This window comes from Candidatus Pelagibacter sp. uisw_091, assembly GCF_059512525.1.
In genome coordinates, this window is record NZ_CM183455.1 from 157,132 (window position 1) to 173,612 (window position 16,481).

Sequence of the window (16,481 nt, forward strand, 5' to 3'; positions counted from 1 at the left end):
ATGAAAACTAATACTAAAATTTTTTGCGATATTGCAAAATTAGATGAAATAAAAAAATTTAATAAAAAAAAAATTGTTAAAGGTTTTACTACCAATCCATCTTTAATGAGAAAAGCAGGTGCAAAAAATTATGAAAATTATTCAAAACAAATTTTAAAAATATGTACTACAAAACCTGTGTCGCTGGAAGTTTTTGCTGATAATTATATTAATATGAAAAAGCAAGCTCTTAAGATTAATTCATGGGGAAAAAATGTTTATGTTAAGATTCCAGTTAATAATTCTAAAGGGATTTTTATGGGAAGAATAATTAAGGAGCTTAATAAAGAAAATATAAAGCTGAATATAACTGCGGTATATTCATTTCAACAAGCTAAGAAAATACTAAATTTATTAAACAAAAAATCAAAAGTTATAATTTCAATTTTTGCAGGAAGGGCTGCTGATACTGGTAAAGACCCAATACCAGAGTTTAACAAAAGTATTAAATTAGCTAAGAAATTTAAGAATGTAGAAATTCTTTGGGCAAGTGTTAGAGAACCATACAATTATCTACAGGCAAAGCAAATTGGATGTCAAATAATTACAGTGCCCCCTATTATAATAGAAAAAATAGAAAAATTTGGAAAAACATTTGACCAATTAACCTCTGAAACTGTAAAGGGATTTTTAACGGATAGTAAAAAATCAAAATTCTCAATTAAATGAAAAAAACAGCATTGATAACTGGCATAAGTGGACAAGACGGTGCTTACTTAGCAAATTTTTTACTAAAAAAAAACTATAGAGTAATTGGGACTGATAGAAGATCAGCAAGAGATGACAAATGGAGACTTAAATATTTTAATATAGAAAATAAAATTATATTTGAAGATATGGATTTAAATGAAATTACACAAATACAAAGAATATTCTCAAGCTATAGAATAGATGAAGTGTATAATTTTGCTGCCCAATCTTTTGTTAAGTCGTCTTTTTCTAATCCATTAACTACAGCAGATACAACAGCAATTGGATGTTTGAGAATATTAGAAGTAATAAGAAATTTAAAGAAAAGACCAAAATTTTATCAGGCATCATCATCAGAAATGTTTGGTGAAGTTTTAGAAATTCCGCAGACTGAAAAAACAGCTTTTAATCCACAGAGCCCTTATGCAATATCAAAATTATTTAGTCATTTTATTACAAAAAATTACAGAGAGGCATACAATATTTATACATCATCGGGTATTTGTTTTAATCATGAGTCTCCACTTAGAGGGGAAGAATTTGTTACAAGAAAAATAACAAGCTGTTTATCAAAAATACAAAGTGGTGAAATTAGTCATTTTGAACTAGGCAATATAAATGCAAAAAGGGACTGGGGTTTTGCAGGAGATTATGTGGAGGGCATGTGGAAAGCCCTACAAGTTAAAAAACCAGATGATTTTGTTTTTTCTACTGGAAGAAATCATAGTATCAAAAATTTTATAGATGAAGCTAGAAAGTACCTTAATTTTGAAACTAAATGGCATGGAAGTGGTTTATCAACTCAATTAAGAAGAAAAAATAATAACCAGATTATTTTAAAAATTAATAAAAAATTTTTTAGACCAACCGAGGTAAATTTATTAATTGGCAAAAATAGTAAAGCAAAAAAAGTTCTTAAATGGTCCCCAAAAACAAATTTTAAAGAATTGGTTAAAATGATGATGCTAGAAGATCTTAAAAAACATTCTAGATAGCACCTTCATAAATTTCAAAAATTTTATTTCTGATTTTCGTATTATTAAATTTAATATTAAAAAGTTTTTTAGAATTTTTAGAGAATGTTAAGATTTTTTTTTTATTTTGTGTTGCTTTAAGAATTTTATTTTTTAAATCTTTAGATGAATTATTTTTAAAATTATAACCATTATAACCATTAATTATCATGTCTTGCATTCCTGAGCCTTTATTATCAGAAACAATAACAGGTAAGGAATGATTTATCGCTTCTAATAAAGAAATCCCAAAAGATTCTGCTCTAGTGTTGGATGTAAAACAAAAAATATCTGAGTTTTTTAAAAGACTATTTTTTTTATCTTCACTTGCTTTTGTATGAATAAAAAATCTATCACTTAACTTATATTTTTTAACATCTCTTTCTAACATTTCTTTTTCAGGACCATCACCAACTAAATTAAAAGTATAATTTTTTGGCAAAATACTAGCTGCTTCTATAAGACATTTATAGCCCTTATATGAGACTAACCTACCTACAGATAAAATTCTAATCTCCTTGGAATTTATTTTAATATTTCTTTTTACACTCTTTATTATTGGAGGAACTATCAAAATCTTATTTTTAAAATTTTTTAAATCCTGAGAATAGTTTACATAATTTTGAGATAGGCATATTATTCTTTTAGCTTTTTTTAATAGTTTTTTTTGAAAAAAATTAAAAATTACTTTTAATAACTTTTGTTTAATAATATCGCTACCCCAGCTAATATATAATAAGTTTATTTTTTTGCTGAATAATGCAATTAAAATTGTTGGCCAAGGATTTGGTACCGTAATATGAACAATATCATATTTATTGATATTATTTTTAAGAAAACAAAACATACTTAAAGAGAATGGTGTAGAGCTTAAAACAAAGTTGCTAGTACAATTTATTATTTTATATTTATTTTTAATATACTGATTTTTTTTATTATGAGGAGAAAATGAAAGAATATCAATTTTCTTATATTTTTTAGATAATTGATTGCATATCGATCTTGTTAAAGTTTCTATACCACCAAAGTTATTAAAATATTTTGTTATATGTAAAATTCTCACAATTAGATTTTAAGTTAAAAAACACACATTTCAAAAAAATTATTTAATATTAAGAAAAAGTATTGAGAAATTGGTTGCGGGGGACGGATTTGAACCGCCGACCTCAAGGTTATGAGCCTTGCGAGCTACCAGGCTGCTCCACCCCGCGGTGTAATTAAATTCTATTTTTAAGCTTATTAAGTTTTTTTACTCTTTTAATATTTTCTTGTAAAATTCTTTTTTTCTTTTCAGAGGGTTTTTCATAAACACTCTTTAGTTTTACCACTTTAAAGAATCCATCACGCTGTAGTTTTCTTTTAAGTACCCTTAACGCTTGTTCAATATTGTTATCTTTAACTTCTATTTTCATAAATTTTTTTAAAAGTGAGTAACTATCACTATAAAATTTTGATGTCTATTAAATTTATTCATTGTTTGAAACTTCTTTTGATTTTTTTGCTTTCTCTTTTTCTTTTTTTTCCCTTTTTATTCTTCTTTCTGCTTTTTCAATTGCTTCAATTAATTCTTTTTGTGAGAATAAGCTCATAGCAACTGGATCTTTAGGATTTAAATTATTATAATTCCAATAACTTTTATTTCTAATTGAGGTAACAGAATTTTTAGTTATTCCAACTAACTTAGCTATTTGTGAATCCTTTAAAGTTGTGTGTTGTTTTATTAACCATAATGCAGAATCTGGTTTATCCTGTCTTTTTGATAGAGGAATATATTTTTTAATTTTTTTATCTGTCGTAGATATTTCAATATCGATATTTTTAATTAGTAAGGCTCTATTTTCATCTTTTGATGCTAGCTCTATTTCCTCTCTAGTAAGTTGACCAGATATAATTGGATTATATGCCATTATTCCTTTTGCAACCTCACCATCTGCAATACCTTGAACTTCTACTTCATGTAAATTACAAAATTTCGAAATTTGTTTAAAGGTAAGAGTTGTATTTTCTACTAGCCAAACAGCAGTTGCCATTGGCATTAATGGTACATTTGACATCTAGTCCTTTTTTTCTGATCTGAAGTTTTGGAATTTTTTATTGAACTTACTAACTCGACCCTTATCCATTAATTTTTGTTTTCCACCAGTCCAAGCAGCATGTGATTTAGGATCAATCTCTAATTTTAAAATTTCTCCTTCTTTTCCCCAAGTTGATCTTGTTTCAAATTGAGTTCCATCGGTCATTTCTACTTTTATTGTATGGTAGTCTGGGTGAATGTCTTTTTTCATATCGAGACTTATAGCAAAAGAATTTTATAAAACAATTAAAAGTTCTTTAATTTTTTGAGCATTTTCTCATTAATTGCCATGCTAGAGGCCCTTATTTGAATATTTTTATTTTGAGAAAGGTCTATTTCATTAATCATGCCACCTGCTTCTTTTAAAATTATTATACCTGCTGCTATATCCCACAAATTAAGGTCATTTTGAAAATAGCCATCATACCTACCAGCTGCAACATATGCTATATCTAGTGCTGCGCTTCCAGATTTTCTTAAGGGAAGATCAACATCATTTTTTGATATGCCTCCTGTAGCAAACAAACAACTATTAAGCTCTTTTTTTTTGAAACTCTAATTCTTTGGTTGTTAAAAAAAGCACCATTTTCTTTTTCAGCATAAAACATTTCATCTTTTATTGGGTCGTAAATTAATCCAGAAACTATTTCATCAGCAGATTTTAGTGCAATAGATATTGCAAAATGTGGTACACCATGCAAAAAATTTGTAGTACCATCAATAGGGTCTATAATCCAAGTGTTATTTTTATCTTTATTTACTTCAGAGCCATCTTCTTCACTAATAATAGAATAATAGGGTCTTGCTTTTTTTAATTCTTCAATAATTATTTTTTCTGCTTTTAAGTCAGCATTTGATACAAAATCTGTCGGACCTTTGATTGAAACTTGTAGCTTTTCTATCTCTCCAAAATCTCTAATTAAAGCTCTAGAAGCTTTTTCAGCAGCCTTGATCATTATGTTAAGATTAGCTGATATTGATTGCATAAGATTTATATTTTTTTGATATATTCCATAGTTCTAGTATCAACTATAATTTTATCTCCATTATCAATAAAAGGAGGCACTTGAATATTTATTCCATTATCTAAAGTTGCAGGCTTATAAGAAGAGGAAACTGTTTGACCCTTAAGTGCCACATCTGTTGTTTCAATTGTACAAGTAACTTGATTAGGTAACTCCACCATTAATGGCTCCTCGTTATAAAAACTTATACTTACTTCTAAGTTTTCTGTTAACAATTTACCTTTATCACCAATAATGCTTTTCTTAATATTAATTTGTTCATAAGATTTTGGATTCATAAAATGATAATCTGTTTCATCATCATAAAGATAGTTAAATTTTGTTTCATCTAGTGATGCTTTTTCTACAGATTCACTTGATCTGAATCTTTCATTTAATTTTGTATTTTTATTTACACTTTTCATTTCGACTTGTGCAAATGCACCACCCTTACCTGGTTTGACGTGTTGTGTTTTTAAAACTTGCCAAAGGTCATTTTTGTATTCAATCAACATGCCAACTCTAATTTCACTTGCGTATAATTTCATTTTAATTTTTTTATAGCCTCTAAAGGTTTGTATTTTTTATTATTCCAAATGTAGCCTGAAATAGCTAAAAAGTTTGCTTTATTCAATAAAAGTTTTTTATAATTATTAAACTTTATACCCCCGATAGCTACAATTGGTAGAGATGTTATTTTTTTAATAGACTTTAATATTGTCAAATTAGCTCTATATTTTACTATTTTGGTTTTAGAAGCATAAAATGCTCCAAAAGCTAAATAGTCTGCTCCATTCTCTATAGCACTCTTCGCTAAAGTAATGGAGTTGTGACAAGTGACACCAATAATTTTATTCTTTAATATTTTTCTAGCTTTTGTCAAATCCATATCTTTCTGACCTAAATGACAACCATCTGCATTAAGTTTTTTTGCAAGTCTAGGATCGTCATTAATTAAGAATTTAACCTTATATTTTTTACAAATAACTTTGATTTTTTTTCCTATAATAAAATTTTCTCTACTTTTTTGTTTTTTTAATCTTAATTGAAAAAAACTTATTTTTTTGGAACTAAACACTGATGCCAGATCAGTATAGAACTTGTCATTCTTAATCTTATTTGGAGAGATTAAATAAACAAATTTCTTATTTGTTTTATTTTGACTCAAGTTCTGCTGACCATTTTCCTTGAGCTGCATGTGTGCACATATTGGCTCTGTGGTTGAAGACTTTTTGAGTTCCTTCAATATTTTTAATATCTTTTGACCAAAATTTAAGTGCACTTTGTTGTAAGGCTCTACCATATGAGTAAGTCATAATAAAATTAGTATTATTATGCTTATTAATTGAATTCAAATTTTCAGTAGCCTCTACTTCTGTTTGGCCACCAGATAAAAAAGCAATTCCAGGTATATCTGAGGGCACATTTTCTTTTAGACATTTTAAAGTAAGTTTTGCAACCTCTTCACTTGATATTTTTTTATCAGAGGTAACTCCTGCTAAGATCATGTTAGGTTTTAAAATTATTCCACTTAAGTCAATATTGTGAAGTATTAATTCTTCAAAACACTTTTTAATAACTTCAGAAGTTTTATTAAAACAAATTTCAGCAGAATGACTTCCATCCATTAAAACTTCAGGCTCTACAATTGGAACCATTCCACATTCTTGAACTAATGAGGCATATCTTGCTAACGCATGAGCATTAGAATGAATAGATAGTTTGCTTGGAAACTTATTTGAAATGTTATAGACACCTCTCCATTTTGTAAATCTTGCACCAAGCTTATAGTATGTTTGTAATCTTTCTCTTAAACCATCTAGACCTTCTGTAATTTTCTCTTCAACCGACCCTGCTAGAATTTTTGCACCAGTATCAACTTTAATTCCAGGCACTACTCCAGTTGTAGAGATTAATTCAGGGATAGATTTTTTTGAACTAGAAGTTTGTTTAATTGTTTCATCGTATAAAATAACCCCTCCAATAAATTCTTTCATTCCATCAGAAGAAAAAAGTGCTTCTCTAAATAACAGTCTATTTTCTGGAGTAGAAGGAACATTAACAGAGTCTAGCCTTTTAGTCATTGTTCCGATGCTTTCGTCTGCAGCAAGGATTCCTTTTCCATTTGATAATATTTTTAATGCAATTTTATTTAATTCAGACATATTAATTAAGTGCCTTTATACCAGGAAGTTTTTTTCCTTCAAGGTATTCTAAAAAAGCTCCACCGGCAGTTGATACAAAATTAAAGTGATTAGTTACTCCTATAATATTTAATAAAGCAACAGTATCCCCTCCACCAACTACAGAATAAATTGTATTAGTTTCACTTTTTTCAACAATCTTTTTTGCAATTTCTATACTCCCTTTAGCAAATTTAGAATTTTCAAAATAGCCAGCAGGCCCATTCCATAAAATAGTACTACTTTCTTCAATTAATTTATTAATAGTTTTAATTGTTTTTGGTCCTATATCTAAAATTAATTCGTCTTTTGAAACATTTTTCAACTCTTTTATTTCAGGTGATCCGTTTAAGTTTTTTCCTACTGTAACATCTTCAGGATAAACAATTTTACAACTTTCTTTTTCTGATAGAGAAAATATTTCTTCAATTACTTGATCACAATCATTTTCTTGAATAGATTTTCCAATTTCATACCCTTTATATTTAAGTATATTATTAGCCATCCCACCAACTATTACAATATTATCAAATTTAGAAATTAAGTTTTTAATAATATTAATTTTAGAAGAAACTTTAGATCCTCCAATGATGCAGGTTACGGGTCTTTTAATTTCAGATGTAATTTTAGTTAGAGCTTCAATTTCTAAATTTAATTGTAGACCTGCGTATGAGGGAATAAATTTAGTAATTTTGGAAATTGAAGCATGAGCTCTGTGTGAGCATGAAAAAGCATCATTGATATAAATATCCGCTAAACCTGCCAAATGTTTTGCAAATATATTGTCATTCTTTTCTTCTTCTTCATAAAATCTAAGATTTTCAAGTATTACAATTTTTTGATCGTGATCATTAAACAAATCATCAGATTTAACTTCTTTTAAGTTTTTTGAAATAAATTTTATATCTTGATTTAATTTAATTTTTAAATTTTCACATATTGGTTTGAGAGAAAGAGCTTTTTCAACTTTACCTTTAGGCCTGCCAATATGAGATAATATTATAATTTTAGCTCCAAGCTTTAATAAAAAATTAATAGTAGGTAAAATTTTATCTATTCGAGTTGTATCTGTAATTTTTCCATTACGTAGTGGGACGTTTAAATCCAACCGAAGTAATACTTTTTTTTCATTTAGATTATGCTCATCTTCTATACTTCTCATCAAGAGATTTTATGGAGGTGTTCTGCAATGTCACACATTCTATTTGAAAAACCCCACTCATTATCGTACCACGCTGAAATTTTTCCCATATTTTTGCCAACTACATTGGTTAAAGATAAGTCAACAATTGCTGAAGCTGAATTGTGATTAAAATCAATTGAAACTAAATTTTCTGATGTAACTTCTAAAACTTTTTTTATCTGTTTTTTAGAAGCAGAGATAAATGCATTATTAATTGCATCTTTATCCATATCTTTTTTAGTACAAAAAACCAATTCTATTAGTGAAACATTAGGAGTTGGTACTCTCATGGCAATACCTTCTAGTTTGCCTTTTAAAGATGGTATAATTTCACCTATTGCTTTTGAAGCACCTGTTGAAGTTGGAATAATTGATTGACTGGCTGATCTTGCTCTTCTTGGGTCTTTATGTGAATTATCTAAAATTCTTTGGTCACTAGTAAAAGCATGAATAGTAGTCATAAACCCTTTTTCAATTTCAAAATTCTTATTTAAAATATTTGCAACAGGTGCAAGACAGTTAGTTGTGCAAGATGCTGCAGAGATAATTTGATCATCTTTTGTCAAAATATCTTCATTTACTCCATAGACAATTGTTTTATCCGCATTTTTACAAGGTGCGGAAACTATAACTTTCCTCGCACCATTTTTTATATGGGCTAATAATTTTTCTTTTGAGTTGAATTTTCCAGTACATTCAAAAACAAAATCAACATCAAATTTTTTCCAATTTATATTCTCAATATTAGATTCTTGTGAAAATGTTATTTTATTATTATTAATAATTAAATGTTTTTCATCATAATTTAAATCTGCATTGAATTTACCATGAATTGAATCATATTTTATTAATGAGCAGCTTGCCTCAGAATTTGACCTGTTATTAATATGCTTGATTTCTATATTTTTATTTTGACTTTCAACGATAGCTCTAATTATCATTCTGCCAATTCTTCCCATTCCATTAATGCCAACTTTTATCGTCATATTTAATTCTTTATTAGTTTTTTAGTTTTTTTCAAAATATTTTGAACTGTTAATCCAAAATATTTGTAAATTTCTTTGTATGGTGCGCTTTTGCCAAATGTATCTATTCCAAAAGTTAAACCCTCAGTTCCAACATATTTTTTCCAACAATCTGTTGAAGCAGCTTCAATAGATATTCTAAATTTTGCTTCATCAAGAATTTTTCTTTTGTATGATTTAGACTGTAAATCAAAAATATCTTGGCATGGTACCGACACAACTTTAGAGTATATTTTATCTTTGGCTAATTTATGGCTAGTCTCAATTGCTAAATTGACCTCAGAACCACTAGCAAATATTGTTAAAATTATTTTTTTATTAGTTCTTAAAACCTCGTAAGCACCTAGAGAACATTTATTTTTATTTGAAAATTTTTTTCTAATAGGTTCAAGGTTTTGCCTGGTTAAAGACAATACACTTGGTGTTTTAGAATTTTTTAAAGCTAATTCCCAGCACTCAATAGTTTCCATTCTATCAGCTGGTCTAAAAACATTTAAATTAGGAATAGATCTTAATCCAGATAATTGTTCTATTGGCTGGTGAGTTGGCCCATCTTCACCTAAACCAATTGAATCGTGGGTCATTACATAAATAACACGCTGTTGCATTAAAGCAGACAAACGAATTGAAGGTTTACAGTAATCAGAAAATATTAAAAAAGTACCACCATAAGGAATAAATTTACTATGAAGGGCTAGTCCATTCATTATTCCAGACATTGCGTGTTCTCTGACGCCATAGTGAATATAATCACCATTAAAATCAGCAGATTTAATAACATTGTGATATTTTGTTTTGGTATTATTAGATCCAGCCAAGTCAGCCGAACCACCAATTAATGTATTATTTTCTTTAGTAATAGAATTTAGAGTCAACTCAGAAGCTTTACGTGAAGCTAGGCTTTTATTTTCTTTAATAGAGTTTTGTTTTTCAGATTTTAAAGCTTTAGAAAAATTATTTTTAAAAACTTTATCCACAGTTTTTTTTTTTATTATAACACTTGTTCCATGTGGACTCAGCTTTTGCACCCTTATTACCAATTTTTTTCCATTCATTTAAAATATTTTTAGGAATTTTAAAAGGTTTATGTTTCCAATCCAAAACTTTCCTGACTAGTTTAATCTCATCTGCACCTATAGGACTACCATGTGAAGAAGCTTTTCCAGATTTATTGGGTGAACCATACCCAATTTTTGTTTTACATGAAATAACAGTTGGCCTTTCTGCATTTTGAACTTTTTTTAAAGCCGTAAAAATTTCTTTTTCATTATGACCGTTAATTAGAATATAATCCCAACCATAACACTCAAATCTTTTTTTAAAATTATCTGAAACTGCTAAACTAGTTGGTCCATCTATTGATATTGAGTTGTTATCAAAAAGCATTACTAGGTTTTTTAATTTTAAATGCCCAGCTAAACTCATTGCTTCATGACTAATGCCTTCCATTAAACATCCATCTCCAGCCAAAACGTAAGTTTTGTGGTTTACTATTTCTTTACCTAATTTTTTTTTTAAAATTTCTTCTGCAATAGCAAACCCAACTGAGTTAGCAATGCCTTGACCAAGGGGACCTGTCGTGGTTTCAATTCCAGTACCAGAGTGATACTCAGGGTGGCCCGCACATATAGATTTTAATTGTCTAAAATTTTTAATGCTGTTTAAAGAAATACTTTTATACCCAGTTAAATGTAGCAATGAATAAAGGAGCATAGATCCATGACCTGCAGATAAAACAAATCTATCTCTATTTAACCAATTGGGATTTTTTGGATTAAATTTAAGAAAATTTCTAAATAAAACAGTTGCCACATCTGCCATCCCCATTGGCATTCCAGGATGTCCTGAGTTTGCTTTTTGAACAGCATCTATTGACAAAAACCTTATTGCGTTTGATAAATCTTTATGTAGTTTGTTCAAAAATATCCTATCTAGACTTCGAAGACTCAATTTAATAATATGAATATATATATATGAAAACAGACAGTGAAAAAGAAAAAAAACTAAGTTTTGCACTTAATAGATTGAAGAGTTTAGATTTACAAAATCCAACGTTAAAGTCTAATCTAGAAAATTTAAGTGCTCAAAAAAATCAATTAGAAATTGAAAAGAAACAAATAGAAGAAAAGTATCAAAATTTAGAAAGTGAATACAAAGCTCTTAATCAAAAATTAGAGGATATTAATCAAAGAAAAATAGATGAACAAAAAAAAGAGACAAAATTTTCAGAAAAAATAGATGAATTAAATCAAGAAACAGATACTTTATTGGAGGAAATAGATAAATGGCAAATGTAAATATTAAATTTAATGGTAAAGATTTTCTTTTATCTTGTGATGATGGACAAGAAGAGCATTTAGAGGAATTGTTAACTCATATTAACAAAAAATTTAATGATTTAAAAAATGATCTAGGAAACATTGGAGAGAATAAACTTTTGTTGATTACCTCAGTGCAAATAATGGATGAGTACTTTGAAACTAAAAAAAAAGTAGAACAAAAAAAAACTGAATTAAACAACCTATCAAATAAATTCAGAGAATTAAAATCCTTAGTTTATGATTATAGAGACAAGAATGAAGAAGAGATGAAACAGTTGTCACAAGATCATGAAGATTTTAAAAAAGAAATAGATAAAAATAAAGAGGATTATGAAAAAATAATCGAAGCAGCAGCAGACGAAATTGAAAGTTTTGTAGAAAAAGCAAATTTAGAAAATCCAGTTCAATAATTCTGTGTTAAAATCTAAATTAAGAAAAAAAATTCTTAAAGTTAGAGAAAAAATTAATAAAAAAAATATTCAAATAGATTTTAATCAACTTATAAAAATTATTAAAATAGAAAAAATAACAAAAAAAATTATTGGTGGGTACTATCCTGTAAATTTCGAAATAGATGATTTAACAATATTAAGAAAATTTGAAAAAAATAGATTTCTTATTTCTTTACCTGTCATTAAAAAAAACTTTCAGATGGATTTTTATAAATGGACATTTTCTGATCCACTTAAAATAAATAAATATGGAATACCTGAGCCAGAAATTAAAAATATAATTTATCCAGATATTCTATTAATTCCCCTAGTGGGATTTGACAAAAATTTAAATAGACTTGGTTATGGTGGTGGATATTATGATCGATTAATTAAAAAGTTATCAAAAAAAAAAAATATTTTAAAGATAGGCTTAGCTTTTTCAACTCAGGAAATAGATAAAGTTCCAATTAATGCATATGATCAAAAATTAGATTATATTGTAACAAATAAAAATACTATAATATGAAAATACTCTTTTTAGGTGATGTAGTTGGTATTTCAGGACGATCGATGATTTTGAGCAATATACTTTCAAAAATAAAAAATGAAAAAATTGACTTTGTAGTTGTTAATGGAGAGAATGCAGCTGATTCAGGTGTTGGCCTTACAGAAGATATATGTAAGGATTTTTTCAATTGTGGTGTGGATGTTGTTACAACAGGCAATCACGTATGGGATCAAAAAGAAATAATGTCACATATTGAAAAAGAAAGCAGACTTCTCAGACCAAAAAATTTATTTGAACCATCTCCTGGAAAAGGATTTGGAATATTTGCAGCTAAAAATGGCATGAGAGTTGGCGTACTTAATTTGATGGGAAATGTTTTCATGAAAAAATGTGAGGACGCATTTGAAGCTGCTGAAAAATTTATGAAAAAATACAAGCTTAAAGAAGATTATGATTTTCTATTAGTCGATTTTCATGGAGAAACAACAAGTGAAAAAATGGCCATGGGCCACTATTTTGATGGTAAGGCAACATTAGTTGTTGGTACCCACACTCACGTTCCTACAAATGATGCAAGAGTATTAAAAGGAGGCACGGCTTATCAAACCGATGCTGGAATGTGTGGAGATTATGACTCCGTTATTGGGATGAATAAAGAAAATTCAGTTAACAGATTTTTTAAAAAAGAATCTATTAAACACTTTCCAGCAATTGGAAATGCTAGTTTGTGTGGTGTGATTGTTGAATGTGATATAGAAACAGGGTTAGCAAAAAACATAGAAAATTTTATATATGGAGGGGAATTAAAAAATTCTCAATAACTATTATGTCAGGTCATTCGAAGTGGGCAAGTATAAAACATTCTAAAGGCAAGGCTGATAAGCAAAGATCTAAAATATTTTCTAAATTATCAAAAGAAATTAGTGTTGCTGCAAAATTAGGAGATAAAGATCCTGATATGAACCCAAGACTTAGATCTGCAATTCAAGCTGCAAAGTCAGCTAACATGCCAAAAGATAATATTGAGAGAGCAATCGCTAAATCATCTACTAATACTGAAACTAATTATGAAAATTTAAGATATGAAGGGTTTGGTCCAGATAAGATAGCTGTGATTGTAGAAGCGCTAACAGATAATAAAAATAGAACGGCTTCTAATATTAGATCTATATTTGTAAAAAGTGGTGGAAACTTAGGAACACAAGGTTCTGCGTCACATAATTTTAATCAAATGGGTATCATTAAGATTAATAAAAAAGAAATATCAGATGAACAAATTTTTGAATTAGCAATTGTATCTGGAGCAGATGAATGTATTTCTCATAATAATTATCACGAGATTCAATGTGCAATGAGTGAGATTTATACTGTAAAAAAAAACTTAGAGAAAATAATATTGAATTTTATTTCAACTGAAATTGAGTGGGTACCTCTAAATAATGTTGATGTTCCAAAAGATAGGGTAGAGACTGCGATTAATTTTTTAGAAACATTAGAGGATGATGATGATATTCAAAATGTTTACTCAAATATAAATTTTGGAGATAATTAATGCTAATAATTGGAATTGATCCTGGTATCTCAGGCTCTATTTGTTTTTTTGAAAATGGGAAAATAATTGATGTTGTGGAAATGCCAAGTATGGCGGAAGGCAAAAAAAATAAAAAACAGGTTAATGGTGCACAAATATATTATGAAATTTCTTTACGTATTAAAAATTTAAAAAAAGAAGAAATAAAAGTTGTAATAGAGCAAGTTTCGGCAATGCCTGGCCAAGGTGTAACGAGTATGTTTAATTTTGGTCAATCTTTTGGAATTTTAAAAGGCATATGCTCTGCGATGCAATTACCAATGTATTTTGTGAGACCTGCAAAATGGAAAAAATATTTTAATCTTATAAATTCTGAAAAAGATGCTAGCAGAACTAAAGCGATAGAAGTATTTCCTTATTTTTCATCACAATTGTTAAGAAAAAAGGACTCAAATAAAGCTGATGCAATATTGATTGCTAGTTTTTATTATGAAACTTATAAGTCAGAAGAGTAAATTAAGTCTAATAATGTCAAATTCATGACACATTTAAGTGTGAAATCATAATTATGGAAGCTGATATAACATCACAAGCAGTAGGACTTGCATCAAACACTGACTTCTCATTATGGAGCCTGTTTATAAGAGCAGATTTTATCGTAAAATCTGTAATACTCATGTTAATTGGATGCTCTATTTATTCATGGGCAATTATTATTGAAAAATTTAGATTGTTTAAAAGAATTAATCTAGAGTCTGAAGAGTTTGAGGAAAAATTTTGGAAATCAAAATCAGCAGAAAGTTTTTATAATAGTTTACCAGTTAACTTAGAAAATCCCATGGCTCTATTATTTAAAGATTCTATGCAAACTTTACTAAAAGCAAAAAACAAATCAAATCTTAATGACAGGATGAGTGGAATGCTTGAAGCTAATATAGAAAAGCAAATGGTAAAACTTGAAAAAGGTTTTACTTTTCTAGCAACAGTTGGGTCTACCGCTCCATTTATAGGGTTGTTTGGAACAGTCTGGGGAATAATGAATTCATTTCAGTCGATTGCAATTTCAAGAAATACAAGTTTGGCAATTGTAGCGCCAGGGATAGCCGAAGCCCTATTTGCAACTGCTCTTGGTCTTCTAGCAGCTATCCCAGCAGTTGTTGCTTATAACAAGTATAATAACGACTCAAAAAAATATTCACAAAAATTAGAAAATTTTTCTAAAAGATTTTTATCAATAATATAAAATGGCTTTTAAACTCAACCGTTCATCTAAAGAGCCTATGAGCGAAATTAATGTCACCCCCTTTGTAGATGTGATGCTAGTATTATTAATCATTTTTATGGTTACTGCACCACTACTAACAGTTGGAATACAAGTTGACCTACCAGAAAGTTCTGCAGATTCGTTACCTGAAGAATTAGAACCATTAACTTTATCCATTAATTCAAAAGGTGAAATATTTATTCAAGAATCTAAAGTTGAATATGACAAAATAATAGCAAAAATTTTGGCTGTATCAAAAAATAGAACTGATACAAGAATATATGTTCGAGGAGATAAATCTATAAACTATGGTAGAGTTTTAGAAATAATGGGAATGTTGTCTGGTTCTGGTTTTACTAAAGTTGCATTAATTTCAGAGCCATATAAGGAAAGGTGATTATATTGAATAGAAATGTTATTATTTCTTTTGGGCTTCATACTTTGCTTGTTATAATCACTGCAATGAGTTTACCGTTTCTTGCTAAAAAACCAATTGACCTGCCACCAATTATATCAGTTGAACTTATTCAAATTACAGACAAAACAAATATTCCTTTTGCTCCAAAAGCAAAAAAAATAATTGAAAAAGTTAAAGAAAAAGAAAAAAAATTAGTTTCTGAACAGGCCCCACCAAAAAAAATAAAAAAACAAAAACCAGATGCCATACCACTGCCTGATGACAAAATAGATAAAGTAGAAAAAATTAAAGACGAGAAACAAAATCCTAAAAAAGTAGAAACAGAAGTAAAACAAATTTCAGAGTTTGAAAAAAAAGAGTTATTTGACTCTAATAATATTGCAGCATTAATTGATAAATCTAAGGTAGAAAGTGCTGAAACAAACAAAAAACTAGATAAAATAACCCAAGATCAGGATAAAGATGCGGATATTTCAGCATTAACCTTGAGTGAGGAGGATGCCTTAAAGGCGCAAATATTTGGCTGTTGGAGTATTCCATTAGGATTACCATATAATGAAAATTTATTAGTTAGAATTAAGTTACAATTAAAACCAGATGGCTCTATTATAAAAACAGAGATTCTTGACCATGTTAGAATGAATAAACCTGGACAAGGATTTTACAAAGTGTTAGCTGAAAGTGCACTAAGAGCTATTAAACTTTGCCAACCTCTTAGAGTTCCAAGTAAAGGGTATGAGAGATGGAAAGAGTTACAGTTAAATTTTGATGCAAGAGAAATGCTAGAAGGATAA

Annotated in this window: 20 protein-coding genes, 1 tRNA gene and 2 pseudogenes; 11 read left to right on the forward strand and 12 right to left on the reverse strand. The window is 28.5% G+C overall.

Annotated features, from left to right (window positions below):
* On the forward strand, positions 1–708 hold the full coding sequence (locus tag AC5YGA_RS00835) for a transaldolase family protein (protein WP_415308686.1): 708 nt from the start codon (positions 1–3) through the stop codon (positions 706–708).
* Positions 705–1,724, forward strand: a complete 1,020-nt coding sequence (locus AC5YGA_RS00840; protein ID WP_415308688.1) for a GDP-mannose 4,6-dehydratase — start codon at positions 705–707, stop codon at positions 1,722–1,724. Before AC5YGA_RS00835 ends, AC5YGA_RS00840 begins: the two co-directional genes overlap by 4 nt.
* On the opposite strand, the gene AC5YGA_RS00845 is transcribed toward AC5YGA_RS00840, so the two are convergent.
* From AC5YGA_RS00845 to tkt, 12 genes and pseudogenes are all read right to left on the reverse strand, one after another.
* Positions 1,717–2,805, reverse strand: a complete 1,089-nt coding sequence (locus AC5YGA_RS00845; RefSeq protein WP_415308690.1) for a glycosyltransferase — start codon at positions 2,803–2,805, stop codon at positions 1,717–1,719. The two genes, AC5YGA_RS00840 and AC5YGA_RS00845, sit on opposite strands and share 8 nt — an antisense overlap.
* A gap of 71 nt (positions 2,806–2,876) precedes the next feature.
* Positions 2,877–2,953 (reverse strand) — tRNA-Met (locus tag AC5YGA_RS00850).
* A 6-nt stretch (positions 2,954–2,959) separates the two neighbouring features.
* Complete coding sequence (gene rpsU / locus AC5YGA_RS00855; RefSeq protein ID WP_006997326.1) at positions 2,960–3,154, reverse strand: 30S ribosomal protein S21; 195 nt, start codon at positions 3,152–3,154, stop codon at positions 2,960–2,962.
* A 54-nt stretch (positions 3,155–3,208) separates the two neighbouring features.
* Positions 3,209–3,796, reverse strand: coding sequence for a cell cycle transcriptional regulator TrcR (locus AC5YGA_RS00860; protein WP_415308691.1), 588 nt, complete (start codon positions 3,794–3,796; stop codon positions 3,209–3,211).
* Positions 3,797–4,027, reverse strand: coding sequence for a 50S ribosomal protein L31 (gene rpmE, locus AC5YGA_RS00865; RefSeq protein ID WP_415308693.1), 231 nt, complete (start codon positions 4,025–4,027; stop codon positions 3,797–3,799).
* A 35-nt stretch (positions 4,028–4,062) separates the two neighbouring features.
* A pseudogene (locus tag AC5YGA_RS00870) lies at positions 4,063–4,802 on the reverse strand (inositol monophosphatase family protein).
* Between the two features lie 5 nt (positions 4,803–4,807).
* Positions 4,808–5,368 (reverse strand): elongation factor P, encoded by a 561-nt coding sequence (gene efp, locus AC5YGA_RS00875; RefSeq protein WP_415308696.1) that lies wholly within the window; start codon positions 5,366–5,368, stop codon positions 4,808–4,810.
* A complete protein-coding gene (gene thiE, locus AC5YGA_RS00880; RefSeq protein WP_415308698.1) occupies positions 5,365–5,988 on the reverse strand; it encodes a thiamine phosphate synthase in 624 nt (207 codons plus the stop codon). The genes efp and thiE overlap by 4 nt, the downstream gene beginning before the upstream one ends.
* Positions 5,975–6,985 carry a class I fructose-bisphosphate aldolase gene (locus tag AC5YGA_RS00885; RefSeq protein ID WP_415308700.1) on the reverse strand — a complete coding sequence of 337 codons (1,011 nt, stop codon included), beginning with the start codon at positions 6,983–6,985 and terminating at the stop codon, positions 5,975–5,977. Before AC5YGA_RS00885 ends, thiE begins: the two co-directional genes overlap by 14 nt.
* A 1-nt stretch (position 6,986) precedes the next feature.
* Entirely contained in the window at positions 6,987–8,165 is a 1,179-nt protein-coding gene (locus AC5YGA_RS00890; RefSeq protein WP_415308702.1) for a phosphoglycerate kinase, read from the reverse strand.
* The gene (gene gap / locus AC5YGA_RS00895; RefSeq protein WP_415308704.1) at positions 8,165–9,172 is read right to left on the reverse strand and encodes a type I glyceraldehyde-3-phosphate dehydrogenase; all 1,008 of its coding nucleotides are present in this window, start codon (positions 9,170–9,172) and stop codon (positions 8,165–8,167) included. The genes AC5YGA_RS00890 and gap overlap by 1 nt, the downstream gene beginning before the upstream one ends.
* A gap of 2 nt (positions 9,173–9,174) precedes the next feature.
* Positions 9,175–11,131: pseudogene (gene tkt, locus AC5YGA_RS00900) on the reverse strand (transketolase).
* Positions 11,132–11,184: 53 nt separating this feature from the next.
* On the opposite strand from tkt, the gene AC5YGA_RS00905 reads away from it, so the two are divergent.
* Genes AC5YGA_RS00905 through tolA form a run of 9 tightly spaced genes read left to right on the forward strand, consistent with a single transcriptional unit; the run spans position 11,185 to position 16,481 of the window.
* Positions 11,185–11,508 (forward strand): coiled-coil domain-containing protein, encoded by a 324-nt coding sequence (locus tag AC5YGA_RS00905; RefSeq protein ID WP_415308705.1) that lies wholly within the window; start codon positions 11,185–11,187, stop codon positions 11,506–11,508.
* Positions 11,496–11,942 carry a cell division protein ZapA gene (locus tag AC5YGA_RS00910; protein ID WP_415308707.1) on the forward strand — a complete coding sequence of 149 codons (447 nt, stop codon included), beginning with the start codon at positions 11,496–11,498 and terminating at the stop codon, positions 11,940–11,942. The genes AC5YGA_RS00905 and AC5YGA_RS00910 overlap by 13 nt, the downstream gene beginning before the upstream one ends.
* Positions 11,943–11,946: 4 nt before the next feature.
* Positions 11,947–12,492, forward strand: a complete 546-nt coding sequence (locus AC5YGA_RS00915) for a 5-formyltetrahydrofolate cyclo-ligase (RefSeq protein WP_415308708.1) — start codon at positions 11,947–11,949, stop codon at positions 12,490–12,492.
* Complete coding sequence (locus AC5YGA_RS00920; protein WP_415308710.1) at positions 12,489–13,295, forward strand: TIGR00282 family metallophosphoesterase; 807 nt, start codon at positions 12,489–12,491, stop codon at positions 13,293–13,295. Before AC5YGA_RS00915 ends, AC5YGA_RS00920 begins: the two co-directional genes overlap by 4 nt.
* 5 nt (positions 13,296–13,300) lie before the next feature.
* On the forward strand, positions 13,301–14,026 hold the full coding sequence (locus AC5YGA_RS00925) for a YebC/PmpR family DNA-binding transcriptional regulator (RefSeq protein WP_415308712.1): 726 nt from the start codon (positions 13,301–13,303) through the stop codon (positions 14,024–14,026).
* Positions 14,026–14,520 (forward strand): RuvC family protein, encoded by a 495-nt coding sequence (locus AC5YGA_RS00930; RefSeq protein ID WP_415308713.1) that lies wholly within the window; start codon positions 14,026–14,028, stop codon positions 14,518–14,520. Before AC5YGA_RS00925 ends, AC5YGA_RS00930 begins: the two co-directional genes overlap by 1 nt.
* 53 nt (positions 14,521–14,573) lie before the next feature.
* Positions 14,574–15,248, forward strand: a complete 675-nt coding sequence (gene tolQ, locus AC5YGA_RS00935; RefSeq protein ID WP_415308715.1) for a protein TolQ — start codon at positions 14,574–14,576, stop codon at positions 15,246–15,248.
* Position 15,249: 1 nt separating this feature from the next.
* A complete protein-coding gene (gene tolR, locus AC5YGA_RS00940) occupies positions 15,250–15,666 on the forward strand; it encodes a protein TolR (RefSeq protein WP_168606651.1) in 417 nt (138 codons plus the stop codon).
* 5 nt (positions 15,667–15,671) lie between these two features.
* On the forward strand, positions 15,672–16,481 hold the full coding sequence (gene tolA, locus AC5YGA_RS00945) for a cell envelope integrity protein TolA (RefSeq protein ID WP_415308717.1): 810 nt from the start codon (positions 15,672–15,674) through the stop codon (positions 16,479–16,481).

Coding starts and splice junctions, on each gene's coding strand:
- AC5YGA_RS00835 (WP_415308686.1), top strand. CDS start 1: ATGAAAACTAATACTAAAATTTTTTGCGATATTGCAAAATTAGATGAA.
- AC5YGA_RS00840 (WP_415308688.1), top strand. CDS start 705: ATGAAAAAAACAGCATTGATAACTGGCATAAGTGGACAAGACGGTGCT.
- rpsU (WP_006997326.1), bottom strand. CDS start 3,154: ATGAAAATAGAAGTTAAAGATAACAATATTGAACAAGCGTTAAGGGTA.
- AC5YGA_RS00860 (WP_415308691.1), bottom strand. CDS start 3,796: ATGTCAAATGTACCATTAATGCCAATGGCAACTGCTGTTTGGCTAGTA.
- rpmE (WP_415308693.1), bottom strand. CDS start 4,027: ATGAAAAAAGACATTCACCCAGACTACCATACAATAAAAGTAGAAATG.
- efp (WP_415308696.1), bottom strand. CDS start 5,368: ATGAAATTATACGCAAGTGAAATTAGAGTTGGCATGTTGATTGAATAC.
- AC5YGA_RS00885 (WP_415308700.1), bottom strand. CDS start 6,985: ATGTCTGAATTAAATAAAATTGCATTAAAAATATTATCAAATGGAAAA.
- AC5YGA_RS00890 (WP_415308702.1), bottom strand. CDS start 8,165: ATGAGAAGTATAGAAGATGAGCATAATCTAAATGAAAAAAAAGTATTA.
- gap (WP_415308704.1), bottom strand. CDS start 9,172: ATGACGATAAAAGTTGGCATTAATGGAATGGGAAGAATTGGCAGAATG.
- AC5YGA_RS00905 (WP_415308705.1), top strand. CDS start 11,185: ATGAAAACAGACAGTGAAAAAGAAAAAAAACTAAGTTTTGCACTTAAT.
- AC5YGA_RS00910 (WP_415308707.1), top strand. CDS start 11,496: ATGGCAAATGTAAATATTAAATTTAATGGTAAAGATTTTCTTTTATCT.
- AC5YGA_RS00920 (WP_415308710.1), top strand. CDS start 12,489: ATGAAAATACTCTTTTTAGGTGATGTAGTTGGTATTTCAGGACGATCG.
- AC5YGA_RS00925 (WP_415308712.1), top strand. CDS start 13,301: ATGTCAGGTCATTCGAAGTGGGCAAGTATAAAACATTCTAAAGGCAAG.
- AC5YGA_RS00930 (WP_415308713.1), top strand. CDS start 14,026: ATGCTAATAATTGGAATTGATCCTGGTATCTCAGGCTCTATTTGTTTT.
- tolQ (WP_415308715.1), top strand. CDS start 14,574: ATGGAAGCTGATATAACATCACAAGCAGTAGGACTTGCATCAAACACT.
- tolR (WP_168606651.1), top strand. CDS start 15,250: ATGGCTTTTAAACTCAACCGTTCATCTAAAGAGCCTATGAGCGAAATT.